This is a genomic window from Pseudolabrys sp. (genome assembly GCF_050250095.1).
Classification (GTDB): Bacteria; Pseudomonadota; Alphaproteobacteria; order Rhizobiales; family Xanthobacteraceae; genus Pseudolabrys.
Window position 1 is genome coordinate 538,423 of the sequence record NZ_JBFWPH010000002.1, and the last position, 21,519, is coordinate 559,941.

The window sequence follows — 21,519 nt, forward strand, 5'->3', positions numbered from 1 at the left end:
ACCGCCGATCGGTGGATTGGAGCCAGCATAAACAAGGGATAGGAGAGCAACAATATCGCGCGGGGGCGGTTTTCCGGCGCGAAAGCGCGGCAATCAGCCTGACGCAGCGTCGGCCAATAGTGCGTCGAGCCGGCCTTCGCGTTCAAGTGCCCGCAATTCGTCATGGCCGCCGATATGCGCCCCGCCGATAAAAATCTGCGGCACCGTCACGCGGCCGTTCGCCCGCGCGATCATCTCGTCGCGCCGCTCCCAGTTGCCGGCGATGTCAATCTCGGTGAAGGCGACGCCCTTGCGCGCCAGCAGGGCCTTGGCCGCCGTGCAGTAGGGGCAGAATCGCGCCGTGTAGATCTCGACTTTTGCCATCGCGGACCTGATGCGGTGTTGTCCAAGGATAACCGCTTCGGCCGCGGTCGCGCTACTGGCGCATCGGCTCGGTGTGACCGATGACGCGCTTGATGCTCGGCGACTGCCGCCGCAGCGCCCGTTCGACGTCGTCGACCTTTTCGTGGACGGTCTCCACGGTGAGGGAAGGGTCGACGCGGCAGTGAAAATTGACGATCTCGCCGTCGTCGGCCTCGCGGACGCGCACGTCATGCACGTCGCGGACCACGCCGGTCCGGGCGGCGATTTCGGCGAGCGCCATCTCGACCGCGCGGACGCGCTCGGGCGGCGCCTCTCGTCCGAGAATATCGAGTTGCTGCAGCGGCTCGATGTGGGTTTCCACTTCGACATTCTCGCCGATTTCGGCCTCGATGGCTTTCTCCAGCCGGTCGGCGATATCGTGCGCCTCGATCAGTGACAGCTTGCCGTCCACTTCGAGGTCGAGCGATACCGCAAGCTTGTCGCGGATGCTGTGGGCCGTCACATGATGCACGGCGAGGCCGCGGTTGCGCGCGATCACCATGATGCGGTCGAGCACCGTCTCGTTGTCGAGCGGGACGGGGTCGATGGTCACGGTCGCCTCGATGCCGGGTATCGCCGAGCGCAGGGCGGCGAGGATGGTGTCTTTCAGCGCGCCGACGCGGTCGAGCGGCAGGGTGCGGCTCACCGCGACGGTCAGGTCCGCGAACGTCGTCTGTCCGACGGCGCGGGCACGGACCTGATCGACACCGACCACGCCGGGGATTTTCGAGACGATAGCGGTGACTTTGCTCGCGGCGCCTTCCGGCGCGGTGTCGACCAGCGTGGCGACCGTCCGCCGCGCCATGCGGAAGCCGAGCACGGAGATGAGCGCCGCGACCGCGATGGCCGCGACCGGGTCGCCCCAGGCGTAACCATAGGCCGACAGAATGAGGCCGATGATGACCGGGATCGAGCCGAACAGGTCCGACGCGAAATGCAGCGCGTCGGCTTCGAGCGCCTGGCTCTTGGTTTCGCGCGCCACTTTCATCAGCGCGCGGGCGCGCCAGCCGTTGACCGCCATCTCGATGCCGAGCACGACGAAGGGGATCACGGAGAATGCGACCAGCGTGCCGCCGGACTGAAGGCGGCTGACCGCCTCGACCGCGACGCCGCCCGCCAGCAGGAACAGCATGGCGGCCTCCGCCAGCGCCGCGACGCTTTCGACCTTGCCGTGGCCGTAGTGATGTTCCTCGTCCGGCGGGCGATCGCCGACGCGCACCGCGTACAGCGTGACGAGCGTGGCGCCGAGATCGATCAGGCTGTGCAGCGCATCGGAAATCAGCGCCAGACTGCCGATGGCGACGCCGACAATGAACTTCGCCGCCGCAAGCGAACCGCTGGCGACGACGGAGACGATGGCGACTCTTTCTTTCCTGCTCGGCACGGCGGCGTCCTTCGCCGCAGGATGTAACAGCGGCGGGAGGCGGCGACAATCTCACCGAAAGCCCGCGGAGGCTGCCTGCAATTGCAACTGGGTTGCAATTGCGCAGGTGCGGCGAAAAGCTAGCGTCCGTTGCGGCGGCCGTTTCGAGGCGGCTTGTGGCCGTTGGTCTTGTGGCCGTTGGTCCTGGCGCCGGCTTTCCCGGTCGGCGCGTTTTCGAACGAAAGCAGAAGCTCGCTCAGCAGGGCGGCAATATTGCGCGCGGCGTCGCCGCTCAGGTCGTCCAGCAGGCGGGACATCCTCGCAAAATGCAGCGCGATGGCGCGGTCGGCCAGCGTCCGGCCGCGTGCCGTGAGTTGCACGACGACGCCGCGCCGGTCGTTCGGATCGGCCACGCGCCGCACCAGCCCGAGATTTTCGACGCGGTCGATGCGGTTCGTCACCGCGCCGGAACTCAAGAGCGACTCGCGCAGGAGGTCGGTCGGCCGCATCGCGTAGGGCTTGCCGGCGCGGCGCAATGTCACGATCAGGCTGAAGGTTTCCCAGGTCAGTCCGAGTTCGCCGAGCCAGGCATCGGCATGCCGCGTGAAATAACCGGCGATGCGGTGGATGCGGCCGAAAATGCCGAACGGGCTCGGATCGAGATCGGATCGCTCCCTGCGCCATTGCTGCATGAAGAGTTCGATCGAGTCCGGCGGCAGGCCGCCGGCCCGCGCGGATTTTCGCGGGGTGGAATCGCTGCGCTGCAATGGCGTTTTCCCGGCAAGGTCTCTTGACATCAAGATACTTTACATCGAGGATTTTCATCTGGGAAGGTGGGTCATGTCGCGCACGCTTCTGAAGAACGGTTACGTCGTGACGGTGGATGGCGGCCGTGCGGTGCATCCCGGCGGTTACGTCGCGATTGACGGTGCGACGATCTCCGCCGTCGGGTCGGCCAAGGCGACGCCGGACGCGGCGGGCTTCGACCAGGTCATCGACGTCGCCGGCTGCATCGTGATGCCCGGCCTCATCAACATGCACCAGCATCACTGGTACACGCTGTTCAAGGGATTGGCCGACGGCTACCTGCTGGAAGACTGGGTCACCGGATTCCTGCTTCCGCTGGCGCACCGCCTGCCGGAAGAGGGCATGCGCGCATCGAGCTACCTCGCGGCGATGGAGATGCTCTCGACCGGCACGACGTGCTCGCTCAATCATTCGGTGACGACGACGCCGCCGGAAATGGTGCGCGCCACCATCGAGCCGCAGGCGGAACTCGGCATCAAGCAGGTCTTCGCCAAGGAATTGCGCTGCAAGACCGCGGGCAATCCGAACCATCCCTTTACGCTCGACGAGGCGCTCGGCGCCTTCGAGGATGAGTACCGCCAATGGGATGGCACCAGTGACGGCCGCGTGCGTATCGCGATGGTGATCGAGTCGAACGCGCACTGGGTGACGGCCGGCATGACCACCGAGGATCTGATCTGCCGCGGCTACGAACTTGCCCGCAAGCTGAAGATCAAGATCACCGATCACATCGCCGGCGGCACCTTCTCGCTGGAAAAGGGCTTCCTGAAATATCTGCGGGAAACCGGACGCACCGATGTGCGCTACCTGATGCAACTCGGCCTGCTCGATCCGACATGGCTGATGATCCACGGCATTCATGTGACCGAGCTCGATATCGAGCACATGGCGCGCGCCGGCTGCGGTTTCGTCTACACGCCGAGCAGCGAGTCGATCCGTGGCGGCGGCATCGGCCCCTTCGCCAGTGCCGCCCGCGCCGGAGTGAATGTCGCGCTCGGCACCGACGGACCGATGGTCGATTATTCAGTGGACATGGTCGAGCAGATGAAGGTCTGCACTCTGATGCAGCATGCGCGTCATCTCGATCCGACGCGCATGCCGGCGGAACTGACCATCGAAATGGCGACCATCAATGCCGCGAAGGCGCTCGGCCTCGACCACGAGATCGGCTCGCTGGAGGTCGGCAAGAAGGCCGACATCGCGGTGTTCGACATCGACAAGCCCTATGTCGGCGTCAAACATCGGCCGATTTCGAGCTTCCTCTATGCCGGCAAGGGCAGCGACACGCGCCTTGTCATGGTGGACGGCGAGATCGTCTGCCGCGATGGGGTCGTGGTGAAGATGCCGGACCACGGCAAGGTCGTTCACGAGTGCGAGACGATTGCCAAACGCATGCTGAACGATGCGGGCCTGCAGACCCGCCTCGAACCGGCATGGCGCTTGCATAATATCGGACGATAGCGACGCCGCGCGGGAACGCGCGGCTTGAAGGATGAGGCTAAGGGGCGGACGTGGCAGGGATCGCGGGATGGATGTAATCGCCGAAAACGTGACGCAGATCTGGCCCGGCCGCCACGGCGACGACGTCGTTGCGCTCGACAGTTTCTCTCATCGTTTCGCTTCGGGCCGGTTCTCCTGCCTGCTTGGACCGAGCGGCTGCGGCAAGAGCACGTTGGTGCAGATCGTCGGCGGCCTCGAGCAGGCCACCAGCGGCGCCGTGCGCATCGTCGATCCGAAGCGGCCGGATGCCATGCGCCCGCTCGGCGCAGATTCGGTCATGGTATGGCAGCATCTCAATCTGTTTCCCTGGCGCAGCGTCGTCGACAACGTCGCCTTCGGCCTCGAAATGCAGGGCGTGCCCAAGGCGCAGCGCCACGAGCGCGCCAGGGCGCTGGTCGCCTCGGTGGGCCTGCGGGGCTTTGAAAACCATCTGCCTGGTCATCTTTCGGGCGGGATGCGCCAGCGCGTCGCGCTCGCCCGTGCGCTCATTCTCGAACGCCCGATCATGCTGATGGACGAGCCGTTCGGCGCGCTCGACGCTCAGACCAAGATCGTCATGCAGGAAGAGTTGCTGCGCATCTTCGACGAGACCAAGAAGACGATCCTGTTCGTCACCCACGCCATCGAGGAGGCGATCCTGCTCGGCGACGAGGTGATCGTGATGACTGCGCGGCCCGGCCGCATCAAGGAGGTCATCAAGGTCGATCTGCCGCGGCCGCGGTCGCTCGAAATGGTGAGTTCCAAGGCGTTCGGCGAGCTGTTCGACCGCGCGTTCCATCTCATTCGCGAGGAGGTGATGACCTCGATGGCGCAGCAGGCCAAGGCGCTGGAGGAGCAATGACCGCGAGACGGACCAACGCGCCGGGATTGTTCGAGCGCCTGCTGCCGACGCTCGTGATCGTCGCCTTCATTATCGGCTGGGAACTGTTCGTGCGCTGGCGCGGCATCGCGCCGATCTTCCTGCCGCCGCCGAGCCAGATCGCGAAATATTTCATGCGTATGGTGATGGACGGCTCGCTGGGCCTCAATCTCGGCGCGACGCTGCTGCGTATTTTCGTCGGCTTCGCCGTCGCGGCGGTCGCCGGCGTCGCGCTCGGCGTCCTGATGGGCATGTCGCGGATCGTGGCGCGGGTGGCGGACCCGTGGATCGCCGCGCTTTATCCGCTGCCGAAGATCGCGCTGATCCCGTTGCTGGTGATCTGGCTCGGCACCGGCGAAGCCTACAAGATCCTGATCAGCGCCATCACGGCGTTCTTTCCGATCGTGATCAGCAGCTATGCCGGTATCCGCCAGGCCGACCGCGGCCTCATGAAAGCGGCGGAAGATCTTGGCGCCAATCGCAGACAGATCCAGATGAAGGTCGTCATTCCCTCGGCGATCCCGAGTATTTTTGCCGGCCTTCATCTCGGCATGGGAGTGACGATCATCCTGGTGGTTGCCGCCGAGATGATCGGCGGAGCCGGGCACCTCGGCATGGGCAACCTCCTCATCACCGCGGGTCAGGTGATGGAGACCGAGAAGGTGTTCGCAAGCCTCGTTGTGCTTGCGGTCGTGGGAGCGGTGGTCATCAAGTCCCAGCAGTGGATCGACCGCAAGGTCGCGCCGTGGATGACCTCCCGGGACGAACATTGAGCCTCAACAGGAGCACAGCATGTCAACTTTGAGTCCGCTGAAGATTGCCCTCGGCGCCGGTTTCGCGCTCTGCGTGGCCTTGTCGCCGCTGCAGCGCGCGAACGCCGCCGACGTCGTCCGGGTCGGCGAGGGTCCGTTCATTACCGGTGGCGGCTTCTACGTCGCCAACGAGCGCGGTTACTTCAAGAAGATGGGTCTCGACATTCAGGTCAAGAAGTTCAACGACGGCGCGCTCGCCGTTCCCTCGATGCTGGCCGGCGAGCTCGATATCTCGCTCATGACCGCGAATGCCGGCTTCTTCAACAGCGTCGCCAAGGGCGCGCCGATGGTGATCGTGCTCGACCGCGGCCAGAACAAGCCCGGTTACGGCTATACCGCGATCAACGTCACGCAGGAGCTTTACGATTCCGGCGTGAAGAAAGCTTCCGATTTTGCCAAGCTCAAGGGCAAGCGGATCGGCGTCGGCGCGGTCGGCAGCATCAATCAGTACACGACGGCAAAGGCACTCCAGAAGGCGGGCCTCGACCCGCGCAAGGACGTGCAGTGGGTCGCCGGCGCTTCGCAGCCCGACCTTATGAAAATGCTCGGCCAGAAGCAGGTCGACGTGACCGATCTCGCCTATCAGTTCGGCTTCTTCGCCCAGAACAACAAATGGGGTCCGATCGTCGCCAACGGCGACGAGGTCGCGCCCGGCAGCTCGATCGGCGTCTATGTCGTCAACAAGAGCTTCCTGACCGGCAAGCGCGACGTGCTGATCCGCTTCGCCATGGCTTATCTGCAGGGCGTCAAGGAATTCGACGCGGCCGCCAAGGCGCCGGACAAAAATCCGGAGATCCTCGGCTACCTCGCCAAGAACACCTTCCTCAACAAACCCGAGCTGGTGAAGGCGATCGCACCGTTCTGGTCCTACACCAATGAGGATGGCGTGCCGCCGGTCGACTCGATCATGGACATGCAGAACTACTGGGCCGACTACTTCACCTATGTGGAGAAGAAGGTCACGAAGGAGCAGCTGTTCGATCTGAGCATCGCCAAGGAAGCCAAGGCGCGGCTCGATAAGGAGCAGCCGTTCAAGTAGTCCTGTCGACGGCGTCGCCAGGCCGGTTCGGGTGAACCGGCCTGGTCCGCTTCCTGAAATCCTCGCAACAGGCAATCGTCCCCGGTCGGGCGGGAGTGCGCACTTGTCGACTTACGTTCTGGTCCACGGCGGCTGGCATGACGGCTCGTGCTGGGACACCGTGGCGGGGCTGCTGCGGCGTGAAGGCCATGAGGTCCACACGCCGACCATTGCCGGCAACGGCAAGAATGCCGACCGGCGCGTCAATCACGCCGACTGCACGGCCTCGATCGTCGACTATATCCGCGAGCGCGACATCACCGACGCGGTGCTGCTCGGCCACAGCTATGGCGGCACCATCATCGGCAAGGTCGCGGAAGCGGTGCCGGAGCGGCTGCGGCGGCTGGTTTTCTTCAATGCCTTTGTGCTGCTCGACGGCCAGTCGCTGCTTGACGAGACGCCGCAGAACGTCCAGTTCGTCGAAAAGGGCGCCGCCGCAAGCGGCGACGACACCTATCTGCCGGCCTTCGAGAATGTCCGCGACGTCTTCTTCAACACCGTGAGCCGGGAGGAGGCGTTGCGTTACTACGCGAACTGGTCGCCGCAACCGATCCAGCCGTTTCGCGACAAGCTCGACATGAAGACGTTCTACAGCCTCGACATCCCGAAAAGCTATCTGACGGCGACCGAGGACATCCGGGTGCCGATGCCGGACCTGTCGTGGCATCCGCGGTTTTCCAACCGGCTCGGCCGCTTCCGTTTCGTTGCAATGCCGGGGGACCACGAGGCGATGTACACCAATCCGGGCCTGCTGGCCGTCAAGATCGTCGAGGCCGGGCGCGACTGACCGCGCGTCCGATCGACGCCTGCCGAAAAATTCACAAGGAGAGACTGAAAGTGACAAAGGATTTCGTTCGCGGCACCTGGCAGCAGAAGCGCGCATTCTCGCCGGCCGTCATCACGTCGGGGGCAGGGCGCACGATCTGGATTGCGGGCCATACCGGCCAGGTTGACGATGCCGGCAAGTCGCTCGCCGGCGATTTCGAGGCCCAGTGCCGGCAGACCTTCCGCAACATAGAAAAGACGCTGACCGAGGCGAAGGGTTCGCTCAAGGATATCGTGACGATGACGGTGTTCCTGATCGACAGCCGCTACACGACGCGCATGACCGAGTTGCGCAGCGAGATTTTCGGCAAGGACTTTCCGGCGAGCGCGGCCATCACGGTCAGCGGTTTCGCGCAGCCCGAGATCATGATCGAGGTTCAGGGCATCGCCGTCGCGGATTGATGCTGCGTGCCGGCCGCCGCGGCCGGCCGGTGATCCAACGGCCTTCCCCGAGCGTAAAGCTCCTATTCTCGATCGAGGGAGGGCCGATGATTTATCTCGCAGCCTATTTTAGCGCGCTGGTCGTGTTCGGGCTCATCGACGCCGCCTGGCTGAGCACGATGGGCAATGTCATCTACCGGCCGCTGCTCGGCGATCTGCTGGCGCCGACCGTCCGGATGGCTCCGGCGGTCGCCTTTTATCTGGTCTATCCGGCGGGTCTGGTCGTGTTTGTCGTCCTGCCGGCGCTTCGTGAAGGCACCATGTCCGGCACGTTCCTGTATGGAGCGCTGTTCGGGGCGGTCGCCTACGCAACCTACGATCTGACCAATCAGGCGACGCTGCGGACCTGGCCGGTGCAGATCACGCTGATCGATATCGCTTATGGCGCGGTCGCGTCGGGCCTGGCCGCGATGCTGGCCGTGGTCGCGGCGCGGTGGCTCGCGAGTTTCAACGCCTAGACGGGCAGCAGGCGGAAGTGGCTGACGCCCCATTCGCGGCCGTCGTCGTGACCGAACAGGCCTCCGGTGGCGAGGAAGAACAGCCGCCACCGGCGCTGCCAGAGCGCGGCGTCGGCGCCGTAGACGTCGCGTAAGATCGCCCGGATGGCGTCGGCGTTGGCGTCGAAATTCTCGAGCCAGTGCTGCGCCGTCTTGCGGTAGTGCAGCCCGTTCCAGCGCCATTCCTGTTCGACCGCGAACAGCTCCGGGAATTGCCGGATCAGCCGATGGCTCGGCATGATGCCGCCGCTGAAAAAATGCTGTGCGATCCAGTCGTCCTTGTCCTCGACGCGAAAGCGATAGGGCGTCGTGCGGTGCGTAAAGATGTGAATGAACAACCGGCCGTCGCCGGCGAGATGCCGGCGGATACGTTGCAGCAGCGGACCCCAGTTGGCCATGTGCTCGAACATTTCGACCGACACCACGCGGTCGAACGGCCCGTCGGGCTCGAAGCTGTTCATGTCGGCGGTCACGACCTTTAGATTGCCGAGGCCCTCGGCCTGCGCCCGCGCGAGGATATAAGCGCGCTGCGAATGTGAATTCGAGACGGATGTAATGCGCGCGGCGGGATAGTGGCGCGCCATCCAGAGCGACAGCGAGCCCCAGCCGCAGCCGAGCTCCAGGATACGCTGGCCATCGGCCAGTCCGGCGTTTTCGGCGGTCGCCGCCAGCGCGCGCTCCTCCGCAGCCGCCAGCGTGTCGATGCCGCCGTCATAGAGGCAGCACGAATATTTGCGTTGCGGTCCGAGGCAAAGCGCAAAGAAGCTCTCGGGTATCTCATAGTGCTGGGCGTTGGCGTCCGAAGTATGCGTCGCGATCGGATAATGCGCCATGTCGCGGGTGAAGACGCGGTCGGCATCGATTGTCGTGTCGCCGAGCTTGCGTCGCGTCTGATCGACCAGAAGAGCGATTGCAGCCTTGCTCAGGCTGTCGGGCAGAGGGAGGCGTTCGCCGTAATAGGCTGCGGTCTGGGCAAAGGTCATGGCGTCACCTTCGAGGTACGGGACGGAGCGGGAAAGAAAGCCGATGTGCGCGCCTGGTAGGCACGAAAGGCGGGGCCGCGGGTTCGCAGCATGTGTTCCTCGAGCGGGGGCACGCCCGTGACGTGAACCAGAACCCAATACATGCAGAGCGGGCCGATGAGCGCGAACCAGCCCCACGGATAATGTCCGCCGAGGTCGATGGCGATCAGCGGATAGGCCAGCCAGCCGAACCACTCGAAGAAATAGTTGGGATGGCGCGACCAGCGCCACAGACCGGCGTCGCAGATGCCGCCCTTGTTGGCGGGATCCGCCTTGAAACGTCTGAGTTGCGCATCGGCGAGCGCCTCGCCGGCAATGCCGATCGCCAGAACGGCGATGCCGAGAACATCCTGCGCTCGCAGGTGAGGCGCCGGGTTCCAGACTGCCAGCAGCATCGTCATGGCGAGAGGAATGCTGACCCAGGCCTGCTTCTGCGCGATCCAGAACATGCCGCGCGTCGCGGTGGCGCCAAAGCCCTCGACCAGTCTGGCATAGCGGGGATCGTCCGCGATGCCGGCGGTGCGGCGGGCGATTCCGCTGCCGAGGCGCATCGCCCAGATGGCGATCAGTCCGGCAACGATGACGGCGCGTGTCGTAAAGCCCGTTCCGGCAGACACCGCGGCGAGCGCGCCGGCGCATCCAATCGCGCCGAGGCCGAAGGTCCACGTCGTGTCGATCCAGCCGGCATTGCGTGTCGCCCGCCAGATCAGCCACGCGCCCAGCATCACGAGCGAGAGTGCGGCCGACACCGCCGCAAGCGCGGCCAGAAACACCGTCGTATTCATGGCCGGTCCTTCCTTCCGGACAGCACGCTGCGGATGAACGCATCGACATCGTCCAGCACGGGAGCGAGAAACCGTAACGAGGGCGCCAATGCGCCGATCGTTTCGAGATGACCCTTGTTCGGATAGGTGATGACCTCGGCCCGGTCGCCCGCGGCGCGCAGCCGGTCGGCGAGACGCTGCGAATTGCCGGGGTCGACGACGCTGTCGCCGGTGCCGGTCGCAAGCAGGGCGGGCGGCTCGCTGCCCGTCACATAATGGATCGGCTGCGTGTCGGGGCGTGCCGCACCACCGAAAATCACCTTGAGCGTTTCGTCGCGCAGCGGCAGGAAGTCGTAAGGCCCCGACAGGCCGACAAGTCCGGCGACGTCCGCCCGCGACAGTCCGGCGTCGCCCAGCCATCGTGGATCGATCGCCAGCATGGCCGCGATATAGGCGCCGGCCGAATGTCCCATCACGAATAGACGGCTCGCATTGCCGCCGTATCGCCGCGCATTGCGTTTCGCCCACGCGACCGCCTGTGCGCCATCCTTCAGGAACGCGGGATAGGTGACCTCTGGATAGGTCCGGTAATCGGGAACGACGACGACGTAGCCGCGATGGGCAAGCGCCGTCGCGGCAAAGAGATAGGTGTCCTTGCTGCCGCTCTGCCAGCTTCCGCCATAGAAGAACACGATGACCGGCAGGTTCTTGCCGCCTTCGGGGCGATAGACATCGAGCGTCTGCCGCGGACCGGCGGCATACGGCAGCGATCTGTCGATCACCAATCCCTGACGCGACGCCAGCAGATTCAGCGGTGCAGCCGGCGAACAGGCCGAGGCAAGCAGGGCAGCGACAAGACCGAGCGAGACGCGCAGGCGCTGGCTCGGCCGGGGCCGCGGGTGAATGTCGGGCTCGGCAGCCACGCGCGCCACAGCGGTCAGAAGCGCAGGAGAGGTTGCAGCAGGCGTCCGGCCCAGCCCTGCAGCATGACCTTGCCCTGCAGGGCGACGAGACAGATGCAAACCTCGCCGGCCTCGACGATCGGATGATGCTCGACCGTCTCGTCCGCCTCATCGAAATCGCCTGCGCCGAAATGGCCGCCGGCATGGCTGAACGCACCCTGGATGACGCAGGTCCATTCCGCCCCGGTGTGCTTGTGATGGGGCAGGCGGATGCCCGGCTCGGCCTTCAGCAGAAATACGCGACCGTCCGGTCCGGCCGGCACGTCGACCGCGCAGAACTGGATGCCGCGGCCAAGCCAGCGCCACGGCTTGCGGTCGTAGGCTGCAAGCGGCGCAGGCAACCGGATGTCGTCGTCATCGCGCGCGGTGGCCGGGACGGGCGCCGCCGGTGCGGCGTCCGCCTCCAGCCGTGCGAGCGTCTTCGTCAGCGCATCGGCGTGCATCGGCGCGGGCGGCAACGCTTGCAGCATCTCGCCGGCAACGCTTTCGAAAGCGGCGGCCGCCTGACGGCATTGCGGGCACAGCGAAACATGCGTCGCGACGACAAGCGCTTTCGCTTCGTCGAGCGTGCCGGCTGCATAAGCCGCAAGCGTCTGGTCGGTGGGATGGTGTTTGATCGTCATTGTCATTGATCCAGTTGCCCGCGCAAGCTTTGCATCGCAAGCCGCAGGCGCGACTTCACCGTGCCGAGCGGAATCTTGAGCGTCCGGGCGATCTCGCCGTGGGCGACGCCTTCGAAAAAGGACAGTTGCACCACCGCTATTTGCTCGGGCGACAAGGTCGCGAGCGCCGCACGAACCTTTTCTCCCGTTTGTCTGACATCGAACACGTCGTCCGGCCGCTCTGCCCGGTCCGGTTCTGCAAGCTCAAAGACCGCGCCGCGGCGTTCCCGTGCTTCGCGCCGCAGTTTGTCGATCTGGAGGTTGCGGGCGATGGTGAAAATCCATGCCGCCGCCGTGGCCCGGCCGGGGTCGAACATCGCGGCCTTCCGCCAGATCAGCAGCAGCGCGTCCTGCGCCGTCTCTTCGGCCGCATCCGCCGTCGCGCCGCGGCGCATCAGCCAGGCTTTGATGCGTGGCGCGTAAAGCTCGAACAGCTGTGCGAACGCGGCCCGGTCCTGCGTCGTCGCCATCGCCACGATCAGGCCGGACGCATCCCCCGGACCCGCCTGCTGCCTCGCTGCGATGTCGTCGTTGTTCTTGCGCACGGCTATCCTGACCGGCTGGCGGCTCTTTCCCGGACAATACGGCATTGGGGGAAGCGCGCGAACCGCGTTTACCGGAAATGGCGAGGTTGCCGACATGTTCAGAATACGTCTTGCCGTCCGGTTTGGATCAGCACTGATCCAAACCGGACATGGCCACGTATCTTCGGGAGCAAACTACGGACGGATAGGGGATTTAATGAGGCAGGGCGCATCGGCTTGCAGGCGCATCGCGGTCGTCGGCAGCGGTATCTCCGGCCTCTCCGCGGCGTGGATGCTGAGCCGGCGCCATCATGTGACGCTTTACGAGAAGGACCGCCGGCCCGGCGGCCACTCCAACACCGTGACGGTCGCGGCGCCCGGCGGTCCGCTTCCGGTCGACACCGGCTTCATCGTCTATAATGCGGCGACCTATCCCAATCTCGTCGCGCTGTTTGCCCATCTCGCGGTCGACACCCAGCCGACCGACATGTCCTTCGCCGTGTCCCTGCTGAGCGGGCTCGAATATGCCGGCAACAATTTCGCCGGCCTCTTCGCGCAGAAGCGCAATCTGTTGCGTCCGCGGTTCTGGTCGATGCTCAGCGATCTGCACCGGTTCTATCGCAGCGCGTCGCGGGATGCGCGGTCGGTCGACGACACGCTCACCATGCGGGAGTACCTGAAAGCCGGCGGCTTCGGCTCGGCCTTCCGCGACGACCACCTGCTGCCGATGGCAGCGGCGATCTGGTCGGCACCGTGCGGCGCGATCCTGGACTATCCTGCGGCTGCGTTTATTCGATTCCACGACAATCACGGTTTGCTCCGGTTGCGGGACCGGCCGGTCTGGCGAACGGTGCGGGGTGGCAGCCGCGCCTATGTCGAGAAGCTGACCTGCGCCTTGTCGGACGTGCGCACCGGCACGCCGGTGGTGTCGATCGAGCGCACGACGAGGGGCGTTCTGGTCCGCGACGCCGGCGGTCAGACCGATCGCTTCGACGATGTCGTGATTGCGGCGCATGCCGATCAGGCGCTGGCCTTGCTCGCGGAGCCGACGGCCGAGGAGCGCGCCTTGCTCGGCGCTTTCCGTTACAGCCGTAACGCCGCGTTTCTTCATTCCGACGATGCGCTGATGCCGCGCCGCCGGGCGGTGTGGTCGAGCTGGAACTACATCGAGGGGCAGGGCGGGCGCGACACGACATCGCCCGGCGTCACCTACTGGATGAACAGGCTTCAAAGTCTGCCCGGCGACCGGCAATATTTCGTGACACTCAATCCGGAGCGGGAGCCAGGGCATATCTGGCACCGGGAAAACTACGATCACCCGCTGTTCGATGCCGCCGCCATCGCCGCGCAACGGCAGTTGCACCGCCTGCAGGGGCGTAACCGCGTCTGGTTCTGCGGCTCTTATTTCGGCGCGGGCTTTCACGAAGACGGCCTTCAGGCGGGCCTTGCGGTGGCGGAGGCACTGGGTGGCGTGCGGCGGCCGTGGACCGTGGCCGCTGAATCGGACCGCATCTGTCTCGGGCCGGCGCCGGAGCAAAACCGCGAGCTTGCCGCATGACGCTTCGATCCGCGCTCTATTTCGGCTCCGTCATGCACCGCCGCCGCCGGCCGCGGCCGCACAGTCTGCGTCACAATGTTTTCTGGGCGCTGCTCGATCTCGACGACCTCGACGGACTGGGCCACCGGCTGAGATTGTTTTCGCACAACCGCTTCAACGTCTTCAGCCTTCACGACTCCGATCACGGCGACGGCAGCGACACGCCGCTGCGGCAACAGGTCGACCGGCATCTCGCGGCAGCCAGAATGACCGCCGACCAGGTGTTGCTGTTCTGCATGCCGCGGACCTTCGGTTATTCCTTCAATCCGCTCAGCATCTATTTCTGCTGCAACGGGGGAGCCATCGACGCGATCCTTTACGAGGTGCACAACACCTTCGGCGAACGCCACAGCTATCTGGTCCCGACACGCGGCGAAACGCAGCCCTTCGAGCATTCCTGCGACAAGCAGTTCTATGTCTCGCCCTTCATGGGCATGCGGCTGACCTACGGATTTCGCACGACGCTCGATGCCGCGAGCGTCGCCGTCGCGATCCGCGGCTCCGACGCGGACGGCGTGGTGATCGACGCCGCGCTCGCTGGCCGCCAGGCGCCGCTGACGGATGCCACACTCGCGCGCGCGATGGTTTTGTTTCCGCTTGTGACGCTGAAGGTGATCGCGGCGATCCATTGGCATGCCCTGATGATGCTGTTGAAGGGCTACCGCGTCGCGCCGCGGCCGACGCCGCCACGCGACGACGTCACGATGATCGTCAATCGCTGACAAGCGAATCGGCATGACGTATCGCAGCGCCGTCCGGTAAATCGCGCGCCAGGCGGGAGCCGGACCAAATATGTCATTTGGAAACCTGCGATACCGCTCGGGCCGGGAACTTTTCAATTCAACTCAAAATCGCGCGGTTCCCTGCCGTGGAACCTTTGCACGACGGGCGATTGGCCGGCCGCGCAACGAAACGGCTCAGTCCCGCGCTCGCGGCCGATCTGTGGCGCCTGTTGGAAAGTGGCCAAAGCTGGGCAATTCCGCACTTTTGCCCCGCGATGCCCGCGGCTCTTCTGTTATGTTGCCGACGCCTCACGATGAGATGACGACGCCATCGACGAATGAAGACTGCCGCCCGATCGCTTGCATTTCCGACCGACCAGACGTCGCGCCACGACGAGCCCGAGAGCCTGCGCCACGCCATCCGCACGCGGCTTGTTTACTCCCTCGGCCGCACCTTGGCGGAAGCCCGGATGGAGGACTGGTATGTCGCGACGGCGCTGGCGGTGCGCGACCGCATCGTCGCGCGCTGGCTCGATGTGCGCAACGCCAACCGCGCCAACAAGAAAAAGCGCGTTTACTACCTGTCGATTGAATTTCTGATCGGCCGGCTGCTGTTCGACACGCTCGTCAATCTCGGCCTGCTCGACGAAGCGCGCGACGCTTTGCATTCGTTCGGCATCGACATCGACGACGTGAAGGCCGTCGAGCCGGACGCTGCGCTGGGCAATGGCGGGTTGGGGCGGCTTGCCGCATGCTATCTCGACAGCATGGCGGCGGTCGGCGTGCCGGGCTACGGCTACGGCATCCGCTACGAGCACGGGTTGTTCGAGCAGCATATCCGCGACGGCTGGCAGGAGGAGAGGCCCGAAACCTGGCTGCGCAACGGCAACCCGTGGGAACTGCCGCGGCCGGAGAAGGAATATCCGATCGGCTTCGGCGGCGCGGTCGAATATGTCGGCGGCGACGGCGCCACCGCGCGGGCGATCTGGTACCCCGCCGAATACGTCATCGCGACGACGCACGATCTGCCGATTGCCGGCTGGCGCGGGCGGCACGTCAACATCCTCCGCCTGTGGGGCGCGCGGGCGGCCGATCCGATCCAACTCGCAGCCTTTAATGAAGGCGACCATGTCGGCGCGATGAGGGCGCGCAACCGCGCGGAAGCGATCACCCGCGTGCTTTATCCGAACGATCAGACGGTGCACGGCCAGGAGTTGCGGCTCCGGCAGGAATATTTCTTCACTGCGGCGTCGTTACGCGACATTTTGCGCCGTCACATCGAGCAGTTCGGCGACGTCCGCACGCTGTCCAGTCATGCCGCCATTCAGCTCAACGACACGCACCCCGCCGTCGCCGTCGCCGAATTGATGCGGCTGCTGATCGACGATTACGACATCGGCTGGGACGAGGCGTGGCGTGTGACCCGCGAAACGCTGAGCTTCACCAATCACACCTTGCTGCCGGAGGCGCTGGAAAGCTGGCCGACGGAATTGTTCGGTCGGCTGCTGCCGCGCCACCTGCAGATCATTTATCTGATCAACTGGCTGCATCTTAAAGAGGCGACCGAGGCGGGCCACACCGACCCCGATTTCATCGCGCGGATATCGCTGGTGTCGGAGGGCGAGCAGAAGCGGGTGCGGATGGCGCATCTCGCCTTCGTCGGTTCGCATGCGGTCAACGGGGTGTCGGAACTGCATACCGATCTGCTGGGACGGACGGTGTTCGGCGATCTGCTCAAGGTCTCGGCCACGCGGCTGGTCAACAAAACCAACGGCATCAGCTTCCGGCGCTGGCTGTTCAAGGCAAACGTGGGTCTGACCGATCTCATTCGTTCGGCCATCGGGCCGGCATTTCTTGACGACCCCGAACGTCTCGGCGATCTCGACCGGTTGGGGAAGGACGCCGGCTTTGTCGAGGCGTTCCGCCGCGCGCGCTACGACAGAAAACAGGCGCTTGCGGATCTGTTGCCGGACGATCTCGCGCGTCATCTCGATCCGGAGGCGCTGTTCGACGTTCAGGTCAAGCGTATCCACGAGTACAAGCGCCAGTTCCTGAACATTCTCGAAACGATCGCCTGCTATCAGGAGATTTGCGCCAATCCGAACGCCGATGTGGCGCCGCGTGTGAAGCTGATCGCGGGGAAGGCGGCGCCGGGCTACGAGCGGGCCAAGCTCATCATCAAGCTCGCGCACAATGTCGCGCGCGTCATCAATGCCGATCCTCGCGCGCGGGGCCGGCTCAAGCTGTTGTTCGTGCCGAACTACAGCGTCAGCCTGGCCGAGGCGCTGATCCCCGCCGCCGATCTGTCGGAGCAGATATCGACCGCCGGCATGGAAGCGTCGGGGACCGGCAACATGAAGCTCGCGCTCAACGGGGCGCTCACGATCGGCACGCTCGACGGCGCCAACATCGAAATCCGCGAAAAGGCCGGCGCCGAACATTTCTTCCTGTTCGGCATGACAGCCGCGGAGGTTCAGGCCTGCAGCGAGGCGCGGGTGACAGGAGCCGCGGCGGCCGAACGTTCGCCGCGATTGCGGCAGGTCGTCAACGCGCTCAGCCGTGGCGAGTTTTCCGACGCCGGCGACGCGCAGTTCCAGCCGTTGATCGATGCGTTGCTGGACTTTGATCCCTTCATGGTTGCCGCCGATTTCGACGCCTATTGGAATGCGCAGCGCGAGGTCGACCGGGCCTGGCTCGATCCGGCCCGCTGGTGGCGGTCCAGCATCCGCAACACGGCACGGATGGGCTTTTTCTCGTCGGACCGTGCGGTGCGCGCCTATGCGCGCGACATCTGGCGCGTGCCGGTCGATTAACGGCCGTAACGGCCGCGGCCGGCATGGTCGAACGCCGCCTTGACCGCGCGGAAGGTCGGTTGCGCGCTCCATTGCTCGATCGGAACCGGAAGCACGCGGCGCCAGTTCGGATATTCGTCGACGGTGCCCGGAATATTGATGGGCTGCTCGATGTCGAGCAGATCGTCGATGGCGACCATCACCAGCCGCGACGGCGTGGCGGCAAGGTAGCCGGCCGTCGCCGCGAAATTCGTGAGCTCGTTCGGTCCCGCATAAGGCTGCAAGTGGCGCAGTAGCATCCCGCGTGCCCGGGCGCGCCCCGCCTCATCCTCGCCAGGATCGAGGCCGATGCTGCGCTTGATCTCGATATCCCGTCCGGCGATCCAGCCGCGGTAGGTCGGCAGATCGTGGGTGTTGAATGCCGCGAGCGCGTCGGCGGGATAGTCGGACGGCGATTTATAGTCGCCGTTCGGCCACCGCTCGAACATCATGACGCGATAGGTCCACACGCCCCAGCGTTGCGCGATTTCGCGAAACCCCTCCGGGACGGTGCCGAGATCTTCGCCGATGAAGACGCAGCGGTGACGGTGACTTTCCTGGGCGATGACCGACAGCTGCGCCTCAAGTGGATAGGACACATAGACGCCGTCGGCCGCCGGCGCTCCGTTCGGAACGAGAAAGAGGCGCATCAGGCCGATCACATGATCGAGCCGGATCGCCCCGGCATACCGCATGGCGGAGCCGAGGAGGGCGCGCAACGCTGCAAAATCGTTGTCGGCCAGCATGTGCGGATTGAAGGGGGCCAGTCCCCAATTCTGTCCGGCCGGATTGAACTCGTCGGGCGGCGCGCCGATGCTCAATCCGGCGACGATGGCGCGTTGATTGCTCCAGGCATCGGCGCCGGCGGGATCGACACCGACCGCCAGATCGAGATAAAGGCCGACGGCGAGCTTGCGGCGCTTTGCCTCGTCGCGGCACGCGGCGAGTTGCCGGTCGGCCACCCACTGGAGGTATTCGACGAAGCCGCAGGCTTCTGCTTCCTCATGGTGCAGGCGGTCGATCGCGGGCCGGTCGGGATCGCGCCACGGCTGCGGCCATTCTCGCCACGGTTTCGATTGAAACCGCAGGCGAAGAACCTCAAAACACGCAAAGCGCAGCAAGGCTTCGCCGCGTTCGGCTCGGAAGGCGGCAAAGTCCGCCGCGCGCTCCGCACTGGCGCTCTCGCGGAAGCGGCCGTAACACCGGCGCAACGCTGCGAGCTTGAGCGCCGCAACGCCGGCGTAATCGACCAGCGGTCGGCTGCGAAGCGCCGCACGGCGTTCGGCAAGCTCTGCCGTGTCCTCGAAATCCGGCAACGCATCGACCGCGATGTAGAGCGGATTGAGAAAGATGCGGCTGCTCGGACCATAGGGGCTGGCCGCTCCCGGGCGATCGGTGAACAGCGCATGCAGCGGATTGAGACCGACGGCCGACGCGCCGGCCTGCGCTGCCGTCGCGATCGCCTCGCGCAGATCGGAGAAGTCGCCGATTCCCCAGTTGTGTGACGAGCGCACGGCGTAAAGTTGAACGGCCAATCCCCAGACCCTGTCGCCGTCGCCTTGAAAGGCGCGCGCATTGCTTTGCAACTCGGGGGAGAGATGAGCGTGAGCGCTGGATTCGCCGGCCGCGAGCGCCGCAACGACAGTGCCGACCGAAGCGTCCGATGCTGCGCGCCACCGTCCGAAAACGTCGTGATATCCCGGCGCGACGCCCCAATATCGCGCCTGATCGCTCCAATTTTCCATCAATCCGATCTCTTTCGGGCTTTCGCACCCGCATTAAGGACAAAAAGTTGTTCCACGGTGGGAACTATTAGAGCGATCAAACGGTTTTTCTCGGGTCCAGACCGAAAAAAATCATCGATTCTTGAAAAAATCATGGGAGGTCCGGTCATCACCCATCCCAATTCGGCAATCTCGAATTTCGATCGGTCGCCGAGTGACCCCACCGGGCCGCGATTTCTGATCGAGAATATTTTTCCTGCCGTCGATGGCGGCCGCTATCCGGTCAAGCGGATCGCGGGCGAAGCCGTCGCGATCTGGGCCGATATTTTCCGCGACGGCCACGACCAGATCCGCGCCGCGCTCCGCTGGCGCCGGGAGAACGCCAACGCGTGGCAGATCGCGGACATGCAACTCCACAGCAACGACCGCTTTACGGCGTCGTTCGTTCCGCCGGAGCCGGGCCGCTATCTGTTTCAGATCGAGGCATGGACCGACCGGTTCGCATCGTGGCGCAAGGGCGCGCTTCTGAAGAAGCAGGCCGGTCAGGATATTTCGCTTGAACTTCGCGAGGGCCTCGCACTCGCGCGCTCGCTGATGCCGAACGGCGGGACGGCGAATGCTGCGGTGACGGCAGCCATCGATAACTTCAATCGCAACCCCGAAGCATTGCTGTCGGACGACCTCGGCGGCGCGATGGCGCAGACGGAGGTACGAACCGATCTCAGCCGCAGCGCGACAATTCCGTTGCTGGTCGAGCGCGAAAAGGCGCGGGCATCGGCCTGGTACGAGATGGTGCCGCGCAGCCAGAGCAGTGTGCCCGGCCAGCACGGCACGTTCGAGGACTGCATCGCCCGTGTGCCGGAAATCGCCGCGCTCGGCTTCGACGTGCTTTATCTGACGCCGATCCATCCGATCGGCCGCACCAACCGCAAGGGCCGCAACAACAGCCTGACGGCGGAGCCAGGCGATCCGGGTTCGTTTTACGCCGTCGGCGACGCCACCGGCGGTCATGACGCGGTGCATCCGCAACTCGGCAATCTCGCGGATTTCCGCCGGCTGGTCGACGCCTGCCGGACTCACGGCATGGAGGTCGCGCTCGATATTGCGGTCCAGTGTTCGCCGGACCATCCCTGGCTCACGCAGCATCCGGAATGGTTCAAGCGTCGGCCCGACGGCTCGATCAAATTCGCCGAGAACCCACCGAAGAAATACGAGGACATCGTCAACCCGGATTTCAGTGCCGCCGAGCGGATCGCGCTGTGGCAGGCCCTGCGCGACGTGCTGCTGTTCTGGGTCGAGCAGGGCGTCGAAATCTTCCGCATCGACAATCCGCACACCAAGCCGCTGCCGTTCTGGGAGTGGGTGATCCACGAGGTGCACCAGCGCAACGCCAACGTGATCTTCCTGTCCGAGGCCTTCACGCGGCCGAAGCTGATGAAGGCGCTGGCCAAGCTCGGCTTCTCGCAATCGTATTCATACTTTACTTGGCGCACCACGAAGCAGGAACTGCAGGAGTATCTTTCCGAGCTGATCGGCTATCCGGAGCGCGAGTATTTCCGCCCCAATTTTTTCGTCACCACGCCGGACATTCTCCCGGTGCAGTTGCAGACCGGCGAAACCTGGCTCTTCAAGTCGCGCGTTGCGCTTGCCGCGCTGCTATCGTCGAATTACGGCATCTACAACGGATTCGAGCTGATCGAGCACGAGCCTTTGCCCGGCCGGGAGGAGTATCTCAACTCCGACAAATACGAGATCCGCACCCGCGACTGGAACAAGCCCGGCAACATCAAACCGTATCTCGCGATGCTCAACCGGCTGCGGCGCGAGCACGCCGCGCTGCGCCAGACCGACAATTTGCGATTTTTGCAGGTCGAGGACGACGGCGTCATCGGCTTCATCAAAGAGGCCGTCGACGGTTCCGACGGTGTTGCCGGAGCGATTGCGATCACACCGAATGCGCGTGAGTTCTGGCTTCACTTCGGCGACGCCCAGATCGGCGGCCGGCCGGTCGTGGCGATCGAAAACCTGCTGACCGGCGAATTCCGCCGGCTCGAATGGGGCGGTACGCGGCTTCGCATCGATCCGCAGGTCGATCCCGCGCTCCTGTTCCGCTGCGTGACGTGAGGG

Annotated in this window: 20 protein-coding genes; 11 read left to right on the forward strand and 9 right to left on the reverse strand. The window is 64.9% G+C overall.

Features of this window, described 5'->3' with window-relative positions; all coding sequences use genetic code 11:
- Positions 1-93: 93 nt before the first annotated feature.
- The 3 genes from grxC to AB7F10_RS07845 all read right to left on the reverse strand — a co-directional run bounded on the left by grxC (position 94) and on the right by AB7F10_RS07845 (position 2,532).
- Complete coding sequence (gene grxC, locus AB7F10_RS07835; protein WP_428558898.1) at positions 94-363, reverse strand: glutaredoxin 3; 270 nt, start codon at positions 361-363, stop codon at positions 94-96.
- A gap of 52 nt (positions 364-415) precedes the next feature.
- Positions 416-1,786, reverse strand: a complete 1,371-nt coding sequence (locus tag AB7F10_RS07840; RefSeq protein ID WP_428558896.1) for a cation-efflux pump — start codon at positions 1,784-1,786, stop codon at positions 416-418.
- A gap of 119 nt (positions 1,787-1,905) precedes the next feature.
- Complete coding sequence (locus tag AB7F10_RS07845; protein ID WP_428558894.1) at positions 1,906-2,532, reverse strand: MarR family winged helix-turn-helix transcriptional regulator; 627 nt, start codon at positions 2,530-2,532, stop codon at positions 1,906-1,908.
- 73 nt (positions 2,533-2,605) lie between these two features.
- On the opposite strand from AB7F10_RS07845, the gene AB7F10_RS07850 reads away from it, so the two are divergent.
- The 7 genes from AB7F10_RS07850 (at position 2,606) to AB7F10_RS07880 (ending at position 8,545) form a co-directional block, all read left to right on the forward strand.
- Positions 2,606-4,033, forward strand: a complete 1,428-nt coding sequence (locus AB7F10_RS07850; protein ID WP_428558892.1) for an amidohydrolase family protein — start codon at positions 2,606-2,608, stop codon at positions 4,031-4,033.
- Between the two features lie 67 nt (positions 4,034-4,100).
- Positions 4,101-4,913, forward strand: coding sequence for an ABC transporter ATP-binding protein (locus tag AB7F10_RS07855; protein ID WP_428558890.1), 813 nt, complete (start codon positions 4,101-4,103; stop codon positions 4,911-4,913).
- Positions 4,910-5,704 carry an ABC transporter permease gene (locus AB7F10_RS07860; protein WP_428558887.1) on the forward strand — a complete coding sequence of 265 codons (795 nt, stop codon included), beginning with the start codon at positions 4,910-4,912 and terminating at the stop codon, positions 5,702-5,704. The genes AB7F10_RS07855 and AB7F10_RS07860 overlap by 4 nt, the downstream gene beginning before the upstream one ends.
- A 19-nt stretch (positions 5,705-5,723) precedes the next feature.
- On the forward strand, positions 5,724-6,782 hold the full coding sequence (locus AB7F10_RS07865) for an ABC transporter substrate-binding protein (protein WP_428558885.1): 1,059 nt from the start codon (positions 5,724-5,726) through the stop codon (positions 6,780-6,782).
- A 103-nt stretch (positions 6,783-6,885) separates the two neighbouring features.
- Positions 6,886-7,608 carry an alpha/beta hydrolase gene (locus AB7F10_RS07870; RefSeq protein ID WP_428558882.1) on the forward strand — a complete coding sequence of 241 codons (723 nt, stop codon included), beginning with the start codon at positions 6,886-6,888 and terminating at the stop codon, positions 7,606-7,608.
- A gap of 50 nt (positions 7,609-7,658) precedes the next feature.
- Positions 7,659-8,048: a RidA family protein gene (locus tag AB7F10_RS07875; RefSeq protein ID WP_428558880.1), complete on the forward strand. Its 390-nt coding sequence runs from the start codon at positions 7,659-7,661 to the stop codon at positions 8,046-8,048.
- 86 nt (positions 8,049-8,134) lie between these two features.
- The gene (locus tag AB7F10_RS07880; protein WP_428558877.1) at positions 8,135-8,545 is read left to right on the forward strand and encodes a DUF2177 family protein; all 411 of its coding nucleotides are present in this window, start codon (positions 8,135-8,137) and stop codon (positions 8,543-8,545) included.
- Here the strand turns inward: AB7F10_RS07880 and AB7F10_RS07885 are convergent.
- The 5 genes from AB7F10_RS07885 to AB7F10_RS07905 are packed head-to-tail and all read right to left on the reverse strand — an operon-like array spanning position 8,542 to position 12,539.
- On the reverse strand, positions 8,542-9,567 hold the full coding sequence (locus AB7F10_RS07885; RefSeq protein WP_428558875.1) for an SAM-dependent methyltransferase: 1,026 nt from the start codon (positions 9,565-9,567) through the stop codon (positions 8,542-8,544). The genes AB7F10_RS07880 and AB7F10_RS07885 overlap by 4 nt on opposite strands.
- Complete coding sequence (locus AB7F10_RS07890) at positions 9,564-10,391, reverse strand: DUF1295 domain-containing protein (RefSeq protein WP_428558873.1); 828 nt, start codon at positions 10,389-10,391, stop codon at positions 9,564-9,566. The genes AB7F10_RS07885 and AB7F10_RS07890 overlap by 4 nt, the downstream gene beginning before the upstream one ends.
- Positions 10,388-11,293 (reverse strand): alpha/beta hydrolase, encoded by a 906-nt coding sequence (locus AB7F10_RS07895; protein ID WP_428558871.1) that lies wholly within the window; start codon positions 11,291-11,293, stop codon positions 10,388-10,390. The genes AB7F10_RS07890 and AB7F10_RS07895 overlap by 4 nt, the downstream gene beginning before the upstream one ends.
- A 14-nt stretch (positions 11,294-11,307) precedes the next feature.
- The gene (locus AB7F10_RS07900) at positions 11,308-11,955 is read right to left on the reverse strand and encodes a ChrR family anti-sigma-E factor (RefSeq protein ID WP_428558869.1); all 648 of its coding nucleotides are present in this window, start codon (positions 11,953-11,955) and stop codon (positions 11,308-11,310) included.
- Between the two features lie 2 nt (positions 11,956-11,957).
- Positions 11,958-12,539, reverse strand: coding sequence for a sigma-70 family RNA polymerase sigma factor (locus AB7F10_RS07905; RefSeq protein ID WP_428558867.1), 582 nt, complete (start codon positions 12,537-12,539; stop codon positions 11,958-11,960).
- A 196-nt stretch (positions 12,540-12,735) separates the two neighbouring features.
- On the opposite strand from AB7F10_RS07905, the gene AB7F10_RS07910 reads away from it, so the two are divergent.
- The 3 genes from AB7F10_RS07910 to AB7F10_RS07920 all read left to right on the forward strand — a co-directional run bounded on the left by AB7F10_RS07910 (position 12,736) and on the right by AB7F10_RS07920 (position 17,650).
- Positions 12,736-14,076, forward strand: a complete 1,341-nt coding sequence (locus AB7F10_RS07910) for an NAD(P)/FAD-dependent oxidoreductase (RefSeq protein ID WP_428558865.1) — start codon at positions 12,736-12,738, stop codon at positions 14,074-14,076.
- Positions 14,073-14,837 (forward strand): DUF1365 domain-containing protein, encoded by a 765-nt coding sequence (locus AB7F10_RS07915; protein ID WP_428558863.1) that lies wholly within the window; start codon positions 14,073-14,075, stop codon positions 14,835-14,837. The genes AB7F10_RS07910 and AB7F10_RS07915 overlap by 4 nt, the downstream gene beginning before the upstream one ends.
- Positions 14,838-15,175: 338 nt before the next feature.
- Positions 15,176-17,650 (forward strand): glycogen/starch/alpha-glucan phosphorylase, encoded by a 2,475-nt coding sequence (locus AB7F10_RS07920; RefSeq protein ID WP_428558861.1) that lies wholly within the window; start codon positions 15,176-15,178, stop codon positions 17,648-17,650.
- Here AB7F10_RS07920 and malQ read toward each other — a convergent pair.
- Positions 17,647-19,413, reverse strand: coding sequence for a 4-alpha-glucanotransferase (malQ, locus tag AB7F10_RS07925; protein ID WP_428558859.1), 1,767 nt, complete (start codon positions 19,411-19,413; stop codon positions 17,647-17,649). The genes AB7F10_RS07920 and malQ overlap by 4 nt on opposite strands.
- Before the next feature lie 132 nt (positions 19,414-19,545).
- Between malQ and AB7F10_RS07930 the strand changes: the two genes are divergently transcribed.
- Positions 19,546-21,516, forward strand: a complete 1,971-nt coding sequence (locus AB7F10_RS07930) for an alpha-1,4-glucan--maltose-1-phosphate maltosyltransferase (RefSeq protein WP_428558857.1) — start codon at positions 19,546-19,548, stop codon at positions 21,514-21,516.
- Positions 21,517-21,519 lie beyond the last annotated feature (3 nt).